The following is a 14,844-nucleotide window of genomic DNA, read 5'->3' on the forward strand; positions in this document are numbered from 1 at the left end:
GCTATACCTTTCCTAGCAGATCGACAACAAATACCACGGCATCCCCATAACCGAATGGCTGGCGACCCGCAGCGGCTTCTTTTTCTAGCGTGGCAGCAGGCACCACCACAACGATCTGGCTGCCAATGCGCCGGTCAATGAGCGCATCCCCGAGGGTGTAAACCTGCCCGGGTGCTGCCGGAAGCACCATGGCCTCTGAGACATTGGTCCAGCTGTTAAAAAGCTCTTCTCCGGTGCCCCACGTGTAGGCCGACATTTGGACGACAACCAGATCGTTCTGCTGCACGGTTTCACCGAATCCCGAAATAGTTTCGGCGATCCGGCGGTCGGTAGGTGCCGGTTCCTTCGGCATGGTCACGCCATGGCCACCATCCGGGGCATTCACCACGGCCGGAATGCCATTGCGCTGCGGGGCAATACGGCCCGAGGCAGCCGAGTGGTACACCTTTGACACCCGCACGGTGAGATGCTGTTCGCCATCGGCTGCCACTTGGCCGCTGGCGATAGCGGCATCTGGATAAAACTCGCTGTTCGGAATATCGGCGCTGATGGTCTGCCCGGCCTGTGAGCAGCGCAGCAATTCGCTCAGGCCGGGTGTGAGCCCAGCAAGTGGAATGGGCGCCGGTTCGCCGGTATTGGGATCGGTGCGCACCGCCTGGTTTTCGGCAACAAGCTGGCCCTTATCATCGCGAATGTCGATGGTGAACGTCGCGATTCCGTTGTCCGTGATAACCGGGCCAGATCCCTCGCCCGCGCGTTCGACCGCAAATCGATCTGTGGGGATGCAGGCGCTGGCGTTGTCGCTCGCCGGCAGCTGGGAGCATCCCGCCAGCCCGATCGCGGTGAGTGCGATCGCCGCCGCTGCAGCGCTGCGTGTGGCACGAATTTGGTGACCTGTCACTGGCCGTCCCCGTTCTCGGTGGTGCGTTCATCGGTTTCACCGTTGACTGGGTCAGCGGCGCTTGTCATTGTGTCAGGTCTTGGCGTCATCGGGTGGGTGGTAGGTTCGGCGATCGCGCCGTTGCCGTTACCCGCTTGCTTTTCGCCATTGGCGATGACCGCGGCGGCTACCGCGCGAGCCGCGGCACGCTGTGCCTCGCGGGCACGCTTGCGCAATACCTTATCGCTCACGGTTCGCACGCCCACGGCCTGCTCGGTCCAAGCTGCGGGGTCCGACGGTGTCCACGCTTCCCAGTCGACGCTGGAGCCAACCGCCTTATTGGCACGTGGCCCTTGCTGCGGCGTTTGGGTGTTGGGGGCGAGCCGGCGGGCGGTCAGCAAAAACCCCGTGTGGCCAACCATGCGGTGTTCGGGGCGCACCGCGAGTCCCTCGAGATGCCAGCCGCGAATCATGGTTTCGTCGGCGCTCGGTGTGGTGTACACGCCGGTGGCGCGAATCGCTTCGGCAATTCGCGAGAGCTGTGTCGCGGTGGCGACGTAGCACACGAGCACGCCGCCAGGGATGAGCGCCTCGGTTACCGCATCCAGGCAGTCCCAGGGCGCGAGCATATCGAGTACGACACGATCGACGCTTGCGGGTGGGCATTTTTTGGGCAGCTGCTCGCCGAGGTCGCCAAGGTGGATGCGCCAGTTTTCGGGTTCGCCGCCGAAGTAGCTTGCGACATTGCCGTGGGCCACATCCGCAAAATCGGCACGGCGTTCAAAACTGTGCAGCTCGCCGCAACCCGCGAGGGCCCGCAGTAGCCACAGCGAGAGCGCACCCGAGCCGACACCGGCCTCGACCACGCGCAGACCGGGGCGAATATCGGCTCGTGCCAGAATTTGCACGGCATCTTTCGGGTAGATCACTGCGGCACCGCGAGGCATCGAAAGAATAATGTCTTCGAGTAGCGGTCGCAGCGCCAAAAAACTGTGGCCGGTTGTTGAAACGGCCACCGACCCGTCGGGGGCACCGATGAGCTCGTCATGGGCGATTGAACCGTTCGTCGAGTGGAACTGCTCCCCCGCTGTGAGCCAGATGGTGTTCATCCGACCTTTGGGCCCGGTCAGCTGAACACGTTCGCCCTCGCGCAGCGGCCCCGAGGGCGGATAGACCACATCGAAGCTGGCAGGGATGGTGGCATCCGGTTGCGGTTCAGTCATCGTCCTCATTCGTTCTGGCTAATGTGGCGGGCGGGCAGAGCAGCGACAGCCCCCACGGCACCTACTGGATCGGGTTTGCGAGCAGCTGCTCGAGTTCAGCAATGCCCATCCCGGCAAGTGTCGGGCGCACGTGGTAGCTGTCACCGGCGGCAATGCCGACACCGTGGGGAACTGCCAGCACAGTACAGCCGGCACTAACGGCGCTGGCCACACCCGTCGGTGAGTCTTCAATTGCGACCGCAAATCGGGTTGTCACACCAAGATCTGCGGCGGCCAGTTCATAGGGTTCGGGATGCGGTTTGGGGTTGGTCACCCGCTCACTTGTTACCACCGCGGCGAAACCGTGGCCAGGCAGGCGTGTGAGCATGGCATCGACGATACTTTGGCTTGAGTTGGTGACCACCGCCATGGGAATCCGCGCCGCCTGCAGTTCAGGGAGCAGCTCGGTCACACCGGGACGCCAGTTCACTCCGGTAGCGACGCGTCTGGCCACATCGTCGGTGATCTCGCGGGCAATATCGTCGGTCGATAGCGGGACACCGAGTTCTTGAAAGCGCAGCGCAGCCTGTTCAATAGCAACGCCCACGAACTGTGCTTCGACTGCAGGGCTGAGCGCCGGCAGGCCAAACCGTTCAAGTAGCGCCGACTGGGCGCGCGTCCACTCAACTTCACTATCGATGAGCGTGCCGTCCATATCCCAAAGCACAGCCTGCAGCGCAGTGCTGCTGCGGTGTTGCTCGCTCGATTCTGGCCGTACAGTCACAAAGGTCATTCTAGTGTGAGCGCCAAGTAGGCTTGAGCAAGAGGATGCTACTGAGGGCGTACCCGTAGAGGTGCGAAGCCCCACCAGCGCATCCGTTTTGTAGTCAAAACACCCGGGAGCAACTCAACTATGTCGGTAGGTCGTCTCTTCAATGGAGAACGCGTGCTAGTGTGCGCGATGCGTGGTTGGAGCGACGCCGGAGACGCCGCCTCAGACGCGGTCACCGAAGTACGCAAAACCCTCGGTCTCGACCAGGTTGTCGGCGGTATCGACGACGAGCGCTTCTACGACTACTCGACAACCCGCCCCTGGGTGTCAATCACAAACGGTAAACGCCGCATCGAGTGGCCACACGCTGTTATCTACGGGCCACGCCCCGAAGATGAGCACGGCATCTATGTGCTGATTGGCGACGAGCCGGCGTTGCACTGGCAGAGCTATGTCGACCAGCTACTCGACCTGTGCGTTACAGAGGACATTACCGCGATCGTGCAGGTGGGCTCACTGCTTGCCGACACCCCGCACACTCGCGATATCCAAGTAAACTCCTATTGCGACGATGACGAGCTGCGACTTCAGTATTCGTTCGAGGTCTCGAAATACCAGGGGCCGCTCGGAGTGCTGTCAGTGTTTGCCGAGGCCGCTGCACTTGAAGGCATCCGCAGCGTTGCGCTGTGGGCCTCGGTGCCGCACTATGCGCAGGCCCCCGACCTCCCCGCGGCGAAGGCGACGCTGGCACTCACCGAAGAGCTGTCTGAGCTGCTCCTTTTCAACTTTGATCGTGAATCGATGCGTGAAGCGGCCGATGCCTGGGAGCTGCGGGTGACGCAGGCGGTTGAGCGAGACGAAGAACTCGGCCAGTACGTGCAGTTCCTCGAGCAGACACGTGACATGGTCGATTCGGAGGCCGCCAGTGGTGATGCGATCGCTGCCGAGTTTGAGGCGTTTCTGTCGACAGATGCGGATGATCGCAACGATGATCCCAGCGGCGAAGACGAGGAGCCCGGCCAGCAAGGCGCGAACGGCCGCGACTAACGTCGTTTTGCGCAACGGCGAGCTCGGCTAGTTCCTCAGCTCGTAAGCAGCGGCACGCCCAGTAGCGCGTCAACCGCTTCAATCACATCGGCCTGGGGTTTTTCGAGCTCAGCCCACGCATCCACCACTTCGATCATGGTCGGGGTGTCGAGATCATTGGCGATCGCCTCGCGCAGCTGCCGACGCACCACCGACTCTTTCGAACCCGACTCTTCCGAACCCGAGACTTCGGCCCGCTGCGCCGCCGCAAGCCACCGCGACAGGCGAGCCTGAGCGGCATCGAGGTCAGTGGCAAACCACTCCCAGCTGCTGCGATAGTGATGCGCCAGCACTGCCAGCCGCACCGCCATCGGATCATGACCCGCGGCCACGAGCTGCGAAACCAACACCAGGTTGCCGAGTGACTTCGACATCTTTTCACCCTGATACGCAACCAGTCCGGCGTGGGTGAAATGGCCTGCGAATTCACGTCCGGTCAGCGCCGATGCATGAGCAGCCGACATTTCGTGGTGGGGATACAGCAGGTCACGGCCACCGCCCTGGATGCTGATGAGCGTGCCCTCGGCCGCCACCGGAAGCGCGCCGGTTGCGATTACCGAACACTCCACATGCCATCCCGGTCGCCCCGCAGGAACACCGTCGGCAGCCTGCCAGCTGGGTTCGTTCACACGCGCTGCCCGCCACAGCAGCGGATCGAGCGGCGAGCGTTTACCGGGACGATCGGGGTCGCCACCGAATTCGACAAACGCGGCGGCAAGCTGCTCCGGCGCAAAATGGCTGATCGCACCGAGCTCATACGGTGTGCGTGCCTGCACCGCCTGCACGTCAAGATAAATATCGTCATCGACCGCATCCGGTGTAGTTACCGAATAGGCAAACCCGTCCCGCAGCAGCTGCGCAACGGCCGCCGCAATTTCGTCAATCGCATCCTGTACCCGCACAAATGCGTCGGGAGCGATCACTCGAAGCTGGTCCATATCCGAACGAAAAAGATCGGTCTGCGATTGCGCGAGTTGCTGCCAATCAACCTGATCACGCTCGGCACGTTCGAGCAGCGGATCGTCGACATCGGTGATGTTTTCGGCGAAACGCACCGCCACTCCCCCTTGCCGCAGCGCCCGATTGAGTGTGTCGAAGGCGAGATAGGTTGCGGCATGTCCCAGATGGGTGGCGTCGTAGGGCGTGATGCCGCACACATACAGTGTTGCAACCCCATCAGGAGTCGTCACCTGCCGCACCGAGTCAGTTTCAGCGTCATAGAGCGCCACCGGGACGCTCTCGCCCGCTAGCTGTGGAACCTGAACCTGAGGCCAAGAATTGACGAACTGCACGATACGAGTCTAATTCGTATCGGCACGCAATCATTGCCTGCCGTATCGCAGCCGTCCGTTACTGTGCCGGCTATCCCGTCGGGGCCCCGGCCAGCGGATCAAGAACACCGGTGATCAATAGCACCATCAATAGCGTGCCAAGCGCGATGCGGTAGAGCACGAACGGCATGAAGCTGCGCTGCTCTACCCACTTCATGAGAAATTTGATTACCAGCCAGCCAACGACGAACGAGATGACCGTGGCAAGCGCGGTGGGACCGAACGCGATCGCGTTCACTTCGGTGGGTTCTTTGATCGCCCCGTAGAGCTCGTAAAGACCCGAGCCAAGTACCGCAGGAATAGCCAGCAAAAAGGCGTAGCGCGCGGCGGATGCGCGATCGTATCCGAGCAGGCGTCCCGCCGTGATTGTGCCGCCCGAGCGCGAAACACCGGGGATGAGCGCGAGTGCCTGCGCGAACCCGTAGATCAGGCCGTCCTTGGCGTCGAGCTGGGTGAGATCTTTTTGGCGCCGGCCGAGCACATCGGCCAGGCCCAGGATGATGCCAAACAAAATGAGTGTGGTGGCGACAATCCACAGCGAACGGAACTGGCTGCGAATCAAATCTTGAAAGAGCACGCCCAGCACCACGATGGGAATGGAACCGAGGATGATCCACCAGCCCATGCGTGCATCCGGATCGTTTTTTGGCACCCGACCGCGCAGAGCTCCGAACCAGCGGCTGATAATCCGCACGATGTCTTTCCAGAAGTACACGAGCACGGCCGCCTCAGTGCCAATCTGAATGATCGCGGTGAAGGTGGCGCCGGGGTCGCCGCTACCGATCCACTCGCCGACAACGCGCAGGTGGGCGCTGGACGAGATCGGCAAAAACTCGGTGAGTCCTTGCACGACCGCCAGCACGAACGCTTCAAACCAGTTCATCCATCCGCTTTCTATCGACAGTAAGTGCGCTGCTTTAAACACAGTGAGTTTACGCCTCCATTAACACCCCCGGCGCCGGCGCGCCGATTCGAGCTACGACCCGTCGAAGTCGCGGAGAAACGCTGCCAGCACTTCTCTACCGAACACCAGCGATTCGAGCGGTACCCGCTCGTCAATACCGTGAAATAGTGCCGGGAAGTCGAGTGTGTCGGGCAGCAGCAGCGGTGCGAAACCGTAGCCGTCAATGCCGAGCCGAGCGAGTGATTTATTGTCGGTTCCGGCGGGCAGCAGGTACGGCACGACCACCGCATCGGGATCAAATTTGCGCAGTGCGCGCGTTGCCGCGGTAACGAGATCCGATTTTGCCGGGGCTTGGGCACCGTTGAACCGCCAGTCGATGGCGATCTCTACATCGTCGCCGACGATCTGCTGCAATGTTTCGAGCACCGCATCCTCGTCGCCCGGTAGCGGGCGGATGTCGAGGGTGACGGTTGCCGTTGCGGGAACAACGTTTTGTTTGCTGCCGGCCTCGAGCACCGTGGGGCTTGCGGTAGTTCGCAGCGAAGCGGTGAGCCAGGCAGCCGCCGAGCCGCAGCGAAGTGCCAGCTGGTCGGCCCCGATTTGTTCGACGTCTTCACCGGTCAGCTCGCACAGCGCGGCGATCATCTCGCGGCTTGTGTCACCCAGGTGCATCGGCCACTCGTGCTCGGCCAGACGCACGATGGCTGCGGCCAGCACCTGAATGGCATTGTCATCGGGATGAATATGTTTGGATCCGTGTCCGGGACGGCGGCGCACCTGCAACCGGGCCCAAATCATCCCCTTTTCACCGGTTTGCAATAGATAGGCACGGCGACCATCGACGTTGATTGAATAGCCGCCAACCTCGCTGATCGCCTGAGTTGCGCCGGTAAAGAGTTCGGGATGCTGTTCTACCAGCCAGTGCGCACCAAGTTTGCCGCCGTCTTCTTCGTCGGCAAAAAACGCAACAATGAGATCCCGAGCGGGCTGTTCACCGACTGCCTGCAGCTGTTCGAGGGCGGTGATCATCATGGCGTCGACGTTTTTCATGTCGACCGCTCCGCGCCCCCACAGCATGCCGTCACGAATTTCGCCAGCGAACGGGTCGACCTTCCAGTCATCGGCATCTGCCGGCACGACATCGGTGTGGCCGTGTACCACCAGCGCCGGCAGCTCTGGATTACGGCCGGGGATGCGTGCCACGATGCTCGTGCGGCGCGGTGCGGCCTCGAACACGTGTACGCGGCTCCCCAACGCCGTGAGCCGTGCCTCAAGATATTCGGCGGCTTCGCGCTCTCCCCGCGCCCGACCATTACCCCAGTTGGTGGTGTCGATGCGGATGAGCTCTTGAGCGGTGCGGACAGTAGCGTCGTGTTCGAGGTCGGTCATGGCACCACTCTAGGAGCTTTGGTTGCATCCGCGAGGCACGACCGGGAGTTTCGACGCGCCCACGAGTCTTGATTTGCACATTCCATAATGTGTGCAGTAAAGTTGTCATTCGTGCCGCGGCGCTAAGCGCCGAAACACGACACCTGCGCGGGTGGCGGAATTGGTAGACGCGCTAGCTTGAGGTGCTAGTGACCGCTTTTAGGTCGTGGGGGTTCAAGTCCCCCTTCGCGCACGCGAATGAAATGGCCCCTGACCTGGGATTTAGTTCTCCGGGTTGGGGGTCATTCGCGTCCGAAGTGCTAGAAAAAGTGCTAAGCCTTGCCGAGATGGGCCGCGAAACGGTCAACTGCCGACCTCTGCATGGTCGGGGTGACGTGGGAGTAGATGTTCATCGTCGTCGTGATCGTTGAGTGGCCCAACCGCTCCTGGACGACCTTGGGGTGCTCGCCGAGATCGAGTAGCAGGGTCGCGTGGGTGTGACGCAGGCCCTTGGTCGTGACTCGGTGCAGGGTGTCGAACTTCGCGGTCGCCCACTTGAGGCGGCGATCCCAGCGGCTGGTCATCGCGTCGGGTGAGCGGAGCTTCCCGTCGTCGTCGCCGAAGACGTAGGCGTCGGCTTTCGCCAGCTCGAACGACACCTCAGCGCGGGCGACCTTGTACGAGGCGAGCACCTTGAGGGTATCGGCGTCGACGTCGATGACGCGGGCCCCGCCGGTCTTGGTGGTCTTCGTCTTCGTCCAGTCGTCGGTATCGACGGCGCCGCGGATGCTGACCCGCATCGTCTTCGCGTTGATCTCCGACCACTTGAGGGTGAGGGCTTCGGAGCGGCGCATCCCGGTGTAGGCGATGAGTCGCCACAGCGGGAACAGCTCGTCTTCGAGGGTATCGCGGTAGTGGCGGGCGATGCGGGTGGCGGTGAGTTTGTCGAGCCGGATCGTGCCGAGCTGGGGGCGGATGTGGTTTCGGATGATCTTCTTGTACCCGGTGATCGTGGACGCCGCGAGCTTGAGTCCCGCTACCCACTCATCCGCGTAGGTTCCGACGGTGGGTACCTTGTTTCCGAACTTCTCGTTCTGCTTGCGCTGCTTGAGCGCTTCCTGCAAGGCGTCGTTGGCCTCGTCGGTGCTGGTGAACCCGGAGCGGGTGAGCCTGCGCGATCCCATCTCGGGGTATTCGGGGTCTTTCAGGACGTAGATCTGGAACCGCCACCGCTTCCCCGTGTCGGTGTCGTAGGACTGGATCGAGCCGGGCTGCCGCGAGCGGGAGCGCCGCTGTTGCTTCGTAGTCGGCGGCGTTGAACACGCGCCCCTCCGGGTCGAGCTGCACGCCTCGCTCTTGGATGACGCGGGCGCGTGCCCGTGCCGTCTCTAGGCGTTCCTGGTAGGCGGCGATGGTCTTGGGGTGCGCACTCGGCTTCTCGGGGTCGTCTCTGCTCGGGGCGGTCATGCCCGCGAGGGTGGTTTCGAGATGGTGGATGCGATCGGTGCAGATCACCCATTCCTGCTGCCAGTAGTTGAACAGCCCCTCATCGGTGAGCACAAGTTCCCCGCGCATCCACCGATCAATCTCCTCCGGCTTGCACTCGCTGGGCATCCCCGTCGAGCTCCGCTTGCTCCGCCCAGGACAAGCCGGCGACGCTCAAGATGACCTTGGCGACGATGGCCCCCGCGTCGTGCGTCTCGAGGCGGAGTCCGCGCAGCACGGAGCGTGCCGTTTCTTCGATGAGGAAGGCGAGCACCTCTGGCGTCATGTCTTGACGGAAGACACCCGACCGGACACCGTCATTGGTGATCTCGCGGATGCGACGCCGCAGCGGCTCGAGAGCGCGAGCGGTGTCGGCGACGTGGTGCTCGTCGAGCGCGATGTTCGCTAGGGCGCGCACCGTCGAGACTTCGTGCCACAGACGCGCGGCCATGCGGGCGAGGGCGATACGCGGGTCCGTATCCGCGGTGGCCTCGGCGATGAGGTTGAAACGTTCCGCGCCGATGGCGATGACTTCGCGCAGCAGGCTTTCACGGTCGGCGAAGTGCCCGTAGAGTGCACGCCGGGACAGGCCCGCCGCATGTGCGATCGCGTCCAGCGAGGCGTGCGGATTCTCGGCGAGAACCGCCTGTGCGGCGTGGAGCAGCGCTTCGTGGTTGGTGGCGGCGTCGCGACGGCGGGTGCGTGGTGGCGGCGTGGCGCTCGGCGACGGAGAGTCGTCTGTGGGCATGTGAACGCTCATATCGCCACTCACATTAGCTTCGTCGACTCGAGGGCCTCAGTCAGGCCACGGTTGTAGGCCACCAGCGGACGTCGCAGAACGAGCCCGAGGAGGAGCGCGGGAAGCACGAACAGGGCAAGCATCCCGAGTGAGATCCAGAAGTCGGCTGCATAGACGCCCGCGATGGTCGATCGCATGGCTCCGATCGCGTATGTCGCGGGAAGGAAGGGACTGATGTTCTGGAACCACTCCGGCACGAGCTCCAGAGGATACGCTCCTCCCGAACCAGAGATCTGGATGACCAGCAGCAGCACGGACAATGCTTTCCCGGCGTTGCCGAAGGCGACCACCAGCGTGTAGACGATGAGCGTGAACACGAGCGAGGTGACCCAACCCGCCAGGATCATCAGAAGCGGATGCGCAGGTTCGATCCTGACGAAGAGGATGAGCCCGAGCGTGACAAGCGTGCTCTGCGCGAGGCCGACGAGCGCGAAGATGCCGTACCTTCCGAGGTACTTCCGCGTCGGGGTGAGCTCGGCACGGTCGGGAAGCGTCTCGCTGTCGACGTCGACGCGGATCGTCACCGTCATCAGCAGAGCGCCCACCCAGAGGGCGAGGATCGTGTACAGCGGAGCCATGGCCGCGCCGAAACTCCCGACCGGGAACACGGCGATGCGGTCGACGCTCACGGGGTCGGCCAGCGACGCGGCCAGGATACCAGGATCGGAGCCGATGATCTCGCTGAGCTCACTCAGATCGCCGGTGTCGGCCGCGTCGCCCAGTGCCCGTTCGATCTCGTCGAATCTGTCGGCAGTCTCGTCGAGCAAGTCGGAGAGCCCCTCCGTCACGGTCTTCGCGCGGTTCATCGTCGAGAGCACCGAACCGGATGAATCCGAAAGACTCGATGAAATCTCGTCGATGTCCGCACGCAGCTCGGAGATGTCGGATCCGATGTCTCCGAGTGTCGACGACAGTTGGTCCAGCTGCGGCTTCAACCCGTTCGTGTAGGCAGTCTGTGCGTCCCCGATCGCGCTCTGGGCGTCCGCGATCGCCTCCTTGATCTCCTGATGGGAGCTCTGCGTAGATTCGTTGCCCTCCTCGACGTCGCGCGCGGCCTGTTCGAGACGGTCGTGCACCGCCTGTTGACGTGCGATCGCATCGTCGAGCGCGTCGACGACCGCGTCGAGGCTGCCCTGTGCGGACTCCGGCAGAGTGGGGGCGATGTCCGTCTCGACGGTGTCGCGGAGGGACTCATACCGGTCGATCTGGTCCTGTACGCGATCGGCGAGGGTCTCGAGCACCGTCACATGCTCTCCGCTGAGCGTGTCGCGTTCGGAGTAGAGGTCGTCGATGCGATCCCCCACCGTGTCGTAGCTCGACGCGGTCGCCGAGAGCGCCTGCGTCACCGACTGCGTCGCGGTACGCAGCGTCGATCGGAGCTCGTCCACGGCCTTGCTCCCGCTGCCGACCGCGTTCGATGCGTCGTCGAACGCGTCGCCGGCGCCATCGACCAGACTCGACGCACTGTTCACCACCGGAATGCTCGACTCGATCAGCGCCGTGAACATGTCCGCCGTCTGCGCGCTGGAACGCAGCTGCGTGGACACGTTCGCGACACGCGCTTCCAGGCGGGTGAGAGCAGCCTGGGTATCCGCGTCCGTGAGGTAGTCGGAGAGCGAGGAGATCAGGCCCAGGGCGATCTCGCTGAGCGTCTGTGTGAACGTCTGGGTGATCTGGGAGGAGACCCCCTCGGCGCCCTGCTCGGTGATCTTCGGAGCCAACGCGTTCTTCTTCTCGTTGGTGTACAGCGCGATGTCCGTGTGATCTGCGCCGTCGACATAGAACGTCATCATGTCGGTGCTGAACGACGGCGGGAGGACGATCGCCGCGTAGTAGTCGCCCGACCTGGTTCCGTCGATCGCATCCTCTTCGTCGGTGATAACCCAGTCGAAGTCGTCGTTCGCCCGCAACTCCGACAGCACCTGTTCGCCGACGTTGATGCGGATGGGCACGAGGTCACTCTCATATCCCTCGTCGGTGCTCGCGACGGCGACTTTCAGATTGCTTGCGTTGTCGAACGGATCCCAGGTCGCGATCACGTTGAACCAGGTGAAGAGCGAAGGAATGACGGCGAGTCCGAAGATGACGATACCGGCCATCACGTTCCGGGTCGCATGACGCACGTCGCGGAGCGCCAGGGCGAAGATGTCTCTCACGCGCGCTCCTCGCCGTCGTCGGCGGGGTCGGTCTCGTCCTGTTCGTCGACCACATCGAGTTCGGTCGTCTCCGCGTCCGGATCCGGCTCGTCCCGTTCGGCGGGCTCGCCGAGGGTGAAGATCTCGTCGAGCAGATCGGCCTCCTCATCCGGCCCCGCGGGGGCATCTCCCTCATCGATCTCGTCGATCTCGAGCGTCTGCGCGGGCACATCGATCCTCGTCGTCTGCGCCGATGTCTGCGCCGAGTCCTCCGAGAGGCCGGCGGCGTCCCCGGCGAGGACGACCTCTCGCAGCTCGGCATCCTCCAGAGCCGCAACCGCGTAGGCCTGGGCGAAGTTCCGCTTGGCGTACTCGATGGCGACGAGGAACCCGATGACGAGCAGGCACCACAGGCTCCACAGCCCCAATAGAAGCGCCTTGGCCTCCGGGAACAGCCATGCGACGACCGCCAGCAGCAGTATGCCCGCAAGACCCACGACAAGCGTTAACCGCAACAGCGTCGGATAGTGCCGGGTGAACGGCCGGGCCCGGCGGGCGAGCTCGTCGCGGTACTCCCGACGGTTCGACAGCGCGTGGATCACCTGGCTCAGGCGGTAACCGGTTCCGGTGACTTGCACCTTCTCACCGATCAGGAGGTCGGTCGAGGCGATCTCCTTGTTGAACAGGATGTGGAGGTTGGCCAGGCGACGCCTCAACACGAGGCCGAGCAGGAACGCGAGAGCGACGAACACCGCGAGCGCGCCCATGAACCGCCAGTAGTGGTTGCCGTAGAAGCCCGCGATCGTCTCGCGCATGGTATCGATGCCGTACGAGAAGGGCAGAAGGGGATAGATGGCTCTGAAGAAGTCCGGCATCATCTCGATCGGATACAGGCCCGACGCACCGGGAATCTGCATGATCACCAGCAGGATGCACAGCCCCCGACCGACATGCCCGAAGGCGACGCACAGGGCGTAGATGATGCTCACGTAGGCCAGCCCGATCAGCACGGCCGTGCCGACGAACGCAACAGCGCTCGCTGTTTGAACACCGATAATGAGATTGCCGATCGAGACGATCAACGCCTGGGCGACGGCGAGCATTGCGAACAGACCGAAACGCCCCAGATAGGCCTCGAGCACGCTCACGCCTTCGACGCCCTCGGTGTCGACCTCAATCTTGAAGATCACCATGAGCACGAAGGAGCCGATCCACAGCGAGAGGTTCGTGAAGAGGGCCGCCATCGCGGATCCGTATGACGACACCGGGAAGAGGATCTGCTCATCGACCTCGACCGGCGAGGCGATGAACTGCGCGATGTCGTCGGGGTCCAGACCGGTGAGGGTGCTCAACGCCCCCAACTCCGACGCGGCGACGAGCGCCTCGACGTCGGTGCGCGCCGTCTGAACGCTCGACTCGATGTTCGCGATGTCGTCGTCGAAGCTGCCGAGCGCCACCGAGGTCGACGCCAGCTGTGTATCGACCCCGAGCAGCAGTTCCCCCGCCTGCGCCAGCACCCGACGCTGCGACCCGACGGCGGCCGAGAACTCGCCGGCGCTCTCCGACAACTGCGACATCGCGCTGTTGAGCGCGGGCAGGTTCTCGGTGAGCGCTACGCGCAGGTCGACGGCGGCCGACTTTGTGTCCTGCATGGCGCCGTCCATGGCATCCGCGGCCGCTTGAAGCGCCTGAACGGTCTCGGCCACGCTGGAGCTGAGCTGAGACAGTTCTGAGAGGAGCTGTTGATCGGCCGCGTTGCGCTCTTCCAGGGCCTCGATCACACCGGACAGCCGCTCCGCCGTGTCCGGATCGAGGCCTGCGTCGTCGAGAACCGTCCGCAATTCGGCGATCGCCGCCTCGTTCGACTCCAGAACCCCCTGCAGATCCTCGATTGCGGCTTCCACCCGCACACCCGCGGCGTCGAGGCTCTGAGTCAGCTGCGTGACCGAGGTGTTCGCGCTCGACGAGGCGTCTGCGAGCAGAGTCGTTCCCTGCAGGTACGCGGCCGTCGCTGCGTCTGTGAAGTCGATCACCTGGGTCCGCGCCTCCGCGATGATCCCCTGCGTCTCGTCGATCGCCTGCTGCACGTCTCCCAGCGTCGCGTCGATGTCGCCCAGCGTTCGCCGGGTCGACGAGAGGGACTCGCGGGACGAGTCGATCCCCTGCTGCAGATCGTCGATGCTCTCCCGTACGGAGGCGAGTCTCTGCGACGTGCTGTCGAAGGTGTTCAGTGCACGATCCTGTGCGTTCAGCAGTCGCTGCTGCGCATCGTCGCCGGCGTCCCTGACCGCCTCGCTCGCGGCGGACGCGACCTCTTCGGCGAAGGCGGACGTGATCTGCCTGTCCAGCTCCGTGGCCCCGACGTCGGTGATCTTCGGCGCGATAGCGCTGGATTTCTCGTTGACGTAGTACTGCAGCGCCGGTTGGGCGAAATCACTGGTCGTGATGCTGAGGAGGTCCTCGCTGAAGCCTGCTGGGATGACGATCGCCGCATACGCGTCGCCGCGCTGGACTGCCTCGAGGGCTTCCTCGTGGGTCATGAAGTCCCAGCCGAGATCGTCGTTCCCCCTGAGCTGCTCCTCGACCTGATCCCCGATATTGACAGCACCTGTCAGATCGGACGTCGCGCCCTCATCGAGGTTCGCCACGGCGACGCTGACGTTCTCCGTGTTCGAATACGGGTCCCAGAAGGCGCTGATGTTGAGCCACGCGTACAGCGCCGGGGTGATGAGAACCCCGATCACGATGATCCACGCCTTGCGTACGCGGGCGAGTCGGCCGACGTCGCGCGCGAACACCTGCCAGCTCTTCTTCACGTCATCATCGTACATGAAACATGCACATCGATATGCACAATGAGACGAGTCCGCGTCGCGACGCGT

The 14,844-nt window shown here is 63.4% G+C and carries 11 protein-coding genes and 1 tRNA gene; 2 read left to right on the forward strand and 10 right to left on the reverse strand.

Features of this window, described 5'->3' with window-relative positions; translation table 11 throughout:
- Nucleotide 1 precedes the first annotated feature (1 nt).
- The 3 genes from PV375_RS08145 to PV375_RS08155 all read right to left on the reverse strand — a co-directional run bounded on the left by PV375_RS08145 (nucleotide 2) and on the right by PV375_RS08155 (nucleotide 2,866).
- Nucleotides 2-901, reverse strand: coding sequence for a hypothetical protein (locus PV375_RS08145; protein ID WP_332106881.1), 900 nt, complete (start codon nucleotides 899-901; stop codon nucleotides 2-4).
- A complete protein-coding gene (locus tag PV375_RS08150) occupies nucleotides 898-2,103 on the reverse strand; it encodes a tRNA (adenine-N1)-methyltransferase (RefSeq protein WP_332106882.1) in 1,206 nt (401 codons plus the stop codon). Before PV375_RS08150 ends, PV375_RS08145 begins: the two co-directional genes overlap by 4 nt.
- Before the next feature lie 61 nt (nucleotides 2,104-2,164).
- Entirely contained in the window at nucleotides 2,165-2,866 is a 702-nt protein-coding gene (locus tag PV375_RS08155) for an HAD family hydrolase (protein ID WP_332106883.1), read from the reverse strand.
- Nucleotides 2,867-3,043: 177 nt separating this feature from the next.
- Here PV375_RS08155 and PV375_RS08160 point away from each other — a divergent pair, with 177 nt between their 5' ends.
- Nucleotides 3,044-3,901: a proteasome assembly chaperone family protein gene (locus PV375_RS08160; protein WP_332107101.1), complete on the forward strand. Its 858-nt coding sequence runs from the start codon at nucleotides 3,044-3,046 to the stop codon at nucleotides 3,899-3,901.
- Between the two features lie 35 nt (nucleotides 3,902-3,936).
- Here the strand turns inward: PV375_RS08160 and mshC are convergent, their stop codons facing one another.
- The 3 genes from mshC to PV375_RS08175 all read right to left on the reverse strand — a co-directional run bounded on the left by mshC (nucleotide 3,937) and on the right by PV375_RS08175 (nucleotide 7,564).
- Nucleotides 3,937-5,232 carry a cysteine--1-D-myo-inosityl 2-amino-2-deoxy-alpha-D-glucopyranoside ligase gene (gene mshC / locus PV375_RS08165; RefSeq protein WP_332106884.1) on the reverse strand — a complete coding sequence of 432 codons (1,296 nt, stop codon included), beginning with the start codon at nucleotides 5,230-5,232 and terminating at the stop codon, nucleotides 3,937-3,939.
- 70 nt (nucleotides 5,233-5,302) lie between these two features.
- Nucleotides 5,303-6,154, reverse strand: coding sequence for an undecaprenyl-diphosphate phosphatase (locus tag PV375_RS08170; RefSeq protein ID WP_201516998.1), 852 nt, complete (start codon nucleotides 6,152-6,154; stop codon nucleotides 5,303-5,305).
- Between the two features lie 93 nt (nucleotides 6,155-6,247).
- Entirely contained in the window at nucleotides 6,248-7,564 is a 1,317-nt protein-coding gene (locus PV375_RS08175) for a M20/M25/M40 family metallo-hydrolase (protein WP_201516997.1), read from the reverse strand.
- 145 nt (nucleotides 7,565-7,709) lie between these two features.
- On the opposite strand from PV375_RS08175, the gene PV375_RS08180 reads away from it, so the two are divergent.
- Nucleotides 7,710-7,796, forward strand: a tRNA-Leu gene (locus PV375_RS08180).
- Nucleotides 7,797-7,875: 79 nt separating this feature from the next.
- Here the strand turns inward: PV375_RS08180 and PV375_RS08185 are convergent.
- The 4 genes from PV375_RS08185 to PV375_RS08200 form a co-directional block, all read right to left on the reverse strand.
- Nucleotides 7,876-8,727: a site-specific integrase gene (locus tag PV375_RS08185; RefSeq protein ID WP_201516996.1), complete on the reverse strand. Its 852-nt coding sequence runs from the start codon at nucleotides 8,725-8,727 to the stop codon at nucleotides 7,876-7,878.
- Nucleotides 8,728-9,125: 398 nt separating this feature from the next.
- Nucleotides 9,126-9,776 carry a TetR/AcrR family transcriptional regulator gene (locus PV375_RS08190; protein ID WP_201516995.1) on the reverse strand — a complete coding sequence of 217 codons (651 nt, stop codon included), beginning with the start codon at nucleotides 9,774-9,776 and terminating at the stop codon, nucleotides 9,126-9,128.
- A gap of 20 nt (nucleotides 9,777-9,796) precedes the next feature.
- Nucleotides 9,797-11,983 carry a YhgE/Pip domain-containing protein gene (locus tag PV375_RS08195; RefSeq protein WP_332106885.1) on the reverse strand — a complete coding sequence of 729 codons (2,187 nt, stop codon included), beginning with the start codon at nucleotides 11,981-11,983 and terminating at the stop codon, nucleotides 9,797-9,799.
- Nucleotides 11,980-14,778, reverse strand: coding sequence for a YhgE/Pip domain-containing protein (locus tag PV375_RS08200; protein WP_332106886.1), 2,799 nt, complete (start codon nucleotides 14,776-14,778; stop codon nucleotides 11,980-11,982). Before PV375_RS08200 ends, PV375_RS08195 begins: the two co-directional genes overlap by 4 nt.
- Between the last annotated feature and the right edge of the window lie 66 nt (nucleotides 14,779-14,844).

Source organism: Gulosibacter sp. GYB002 (assembly GCF_036577665.1).
GTDB lineage: Bacteria > Actinomycetota > Actinomycetes > Actinomycetales > Microbacteriaceae > Gulosibacter > Gulosibacter hominis.

Coding starts and splice junctions, on each gene's coding strand:
- PV375_RS08185 (WP_201516996.1), bottom strand. CDS start 8,727: ATGGGATCGCGCAGGCTCACCCGCTCCGGGTTCACCAGCACCGACGAG.
- PV375_RS08190 (WP_201516995.1), bottom strand. CDS start 9,776: ATGCCCACAGACGACTCTCCGTCGCCGAGCGCCACGCCGCCACCACGC.
- PV375_RS08175 (WP_201516997.1), bottom strand. CDS start 7,564: ATGACCGACCTCGAACACGACGCTACTGTCCGCACCGCTCAAGAGCTC.
- PV375_RS08160 (WP_332107101.1), top strand. CDS start 3,044: ATGCGTGGTTGGAGCGACGCCGGAGACGCCGCCTCAGACGCGGTCACC.
- PV375_RS08150 (WP_332106882.1), bottom strand. CDS start 2,103: ATGACTGAACCGCAACCGGATGCCACCATCCCTGCCAGCTTCGATGTG.
- PV375_RS08170 (WP_201516998.1), bottom strand. CDS start 6,154: ATGAACTGGTTTGAAGCGTTCGTGCTGGCGGTCGTGCAAGGACTCACC.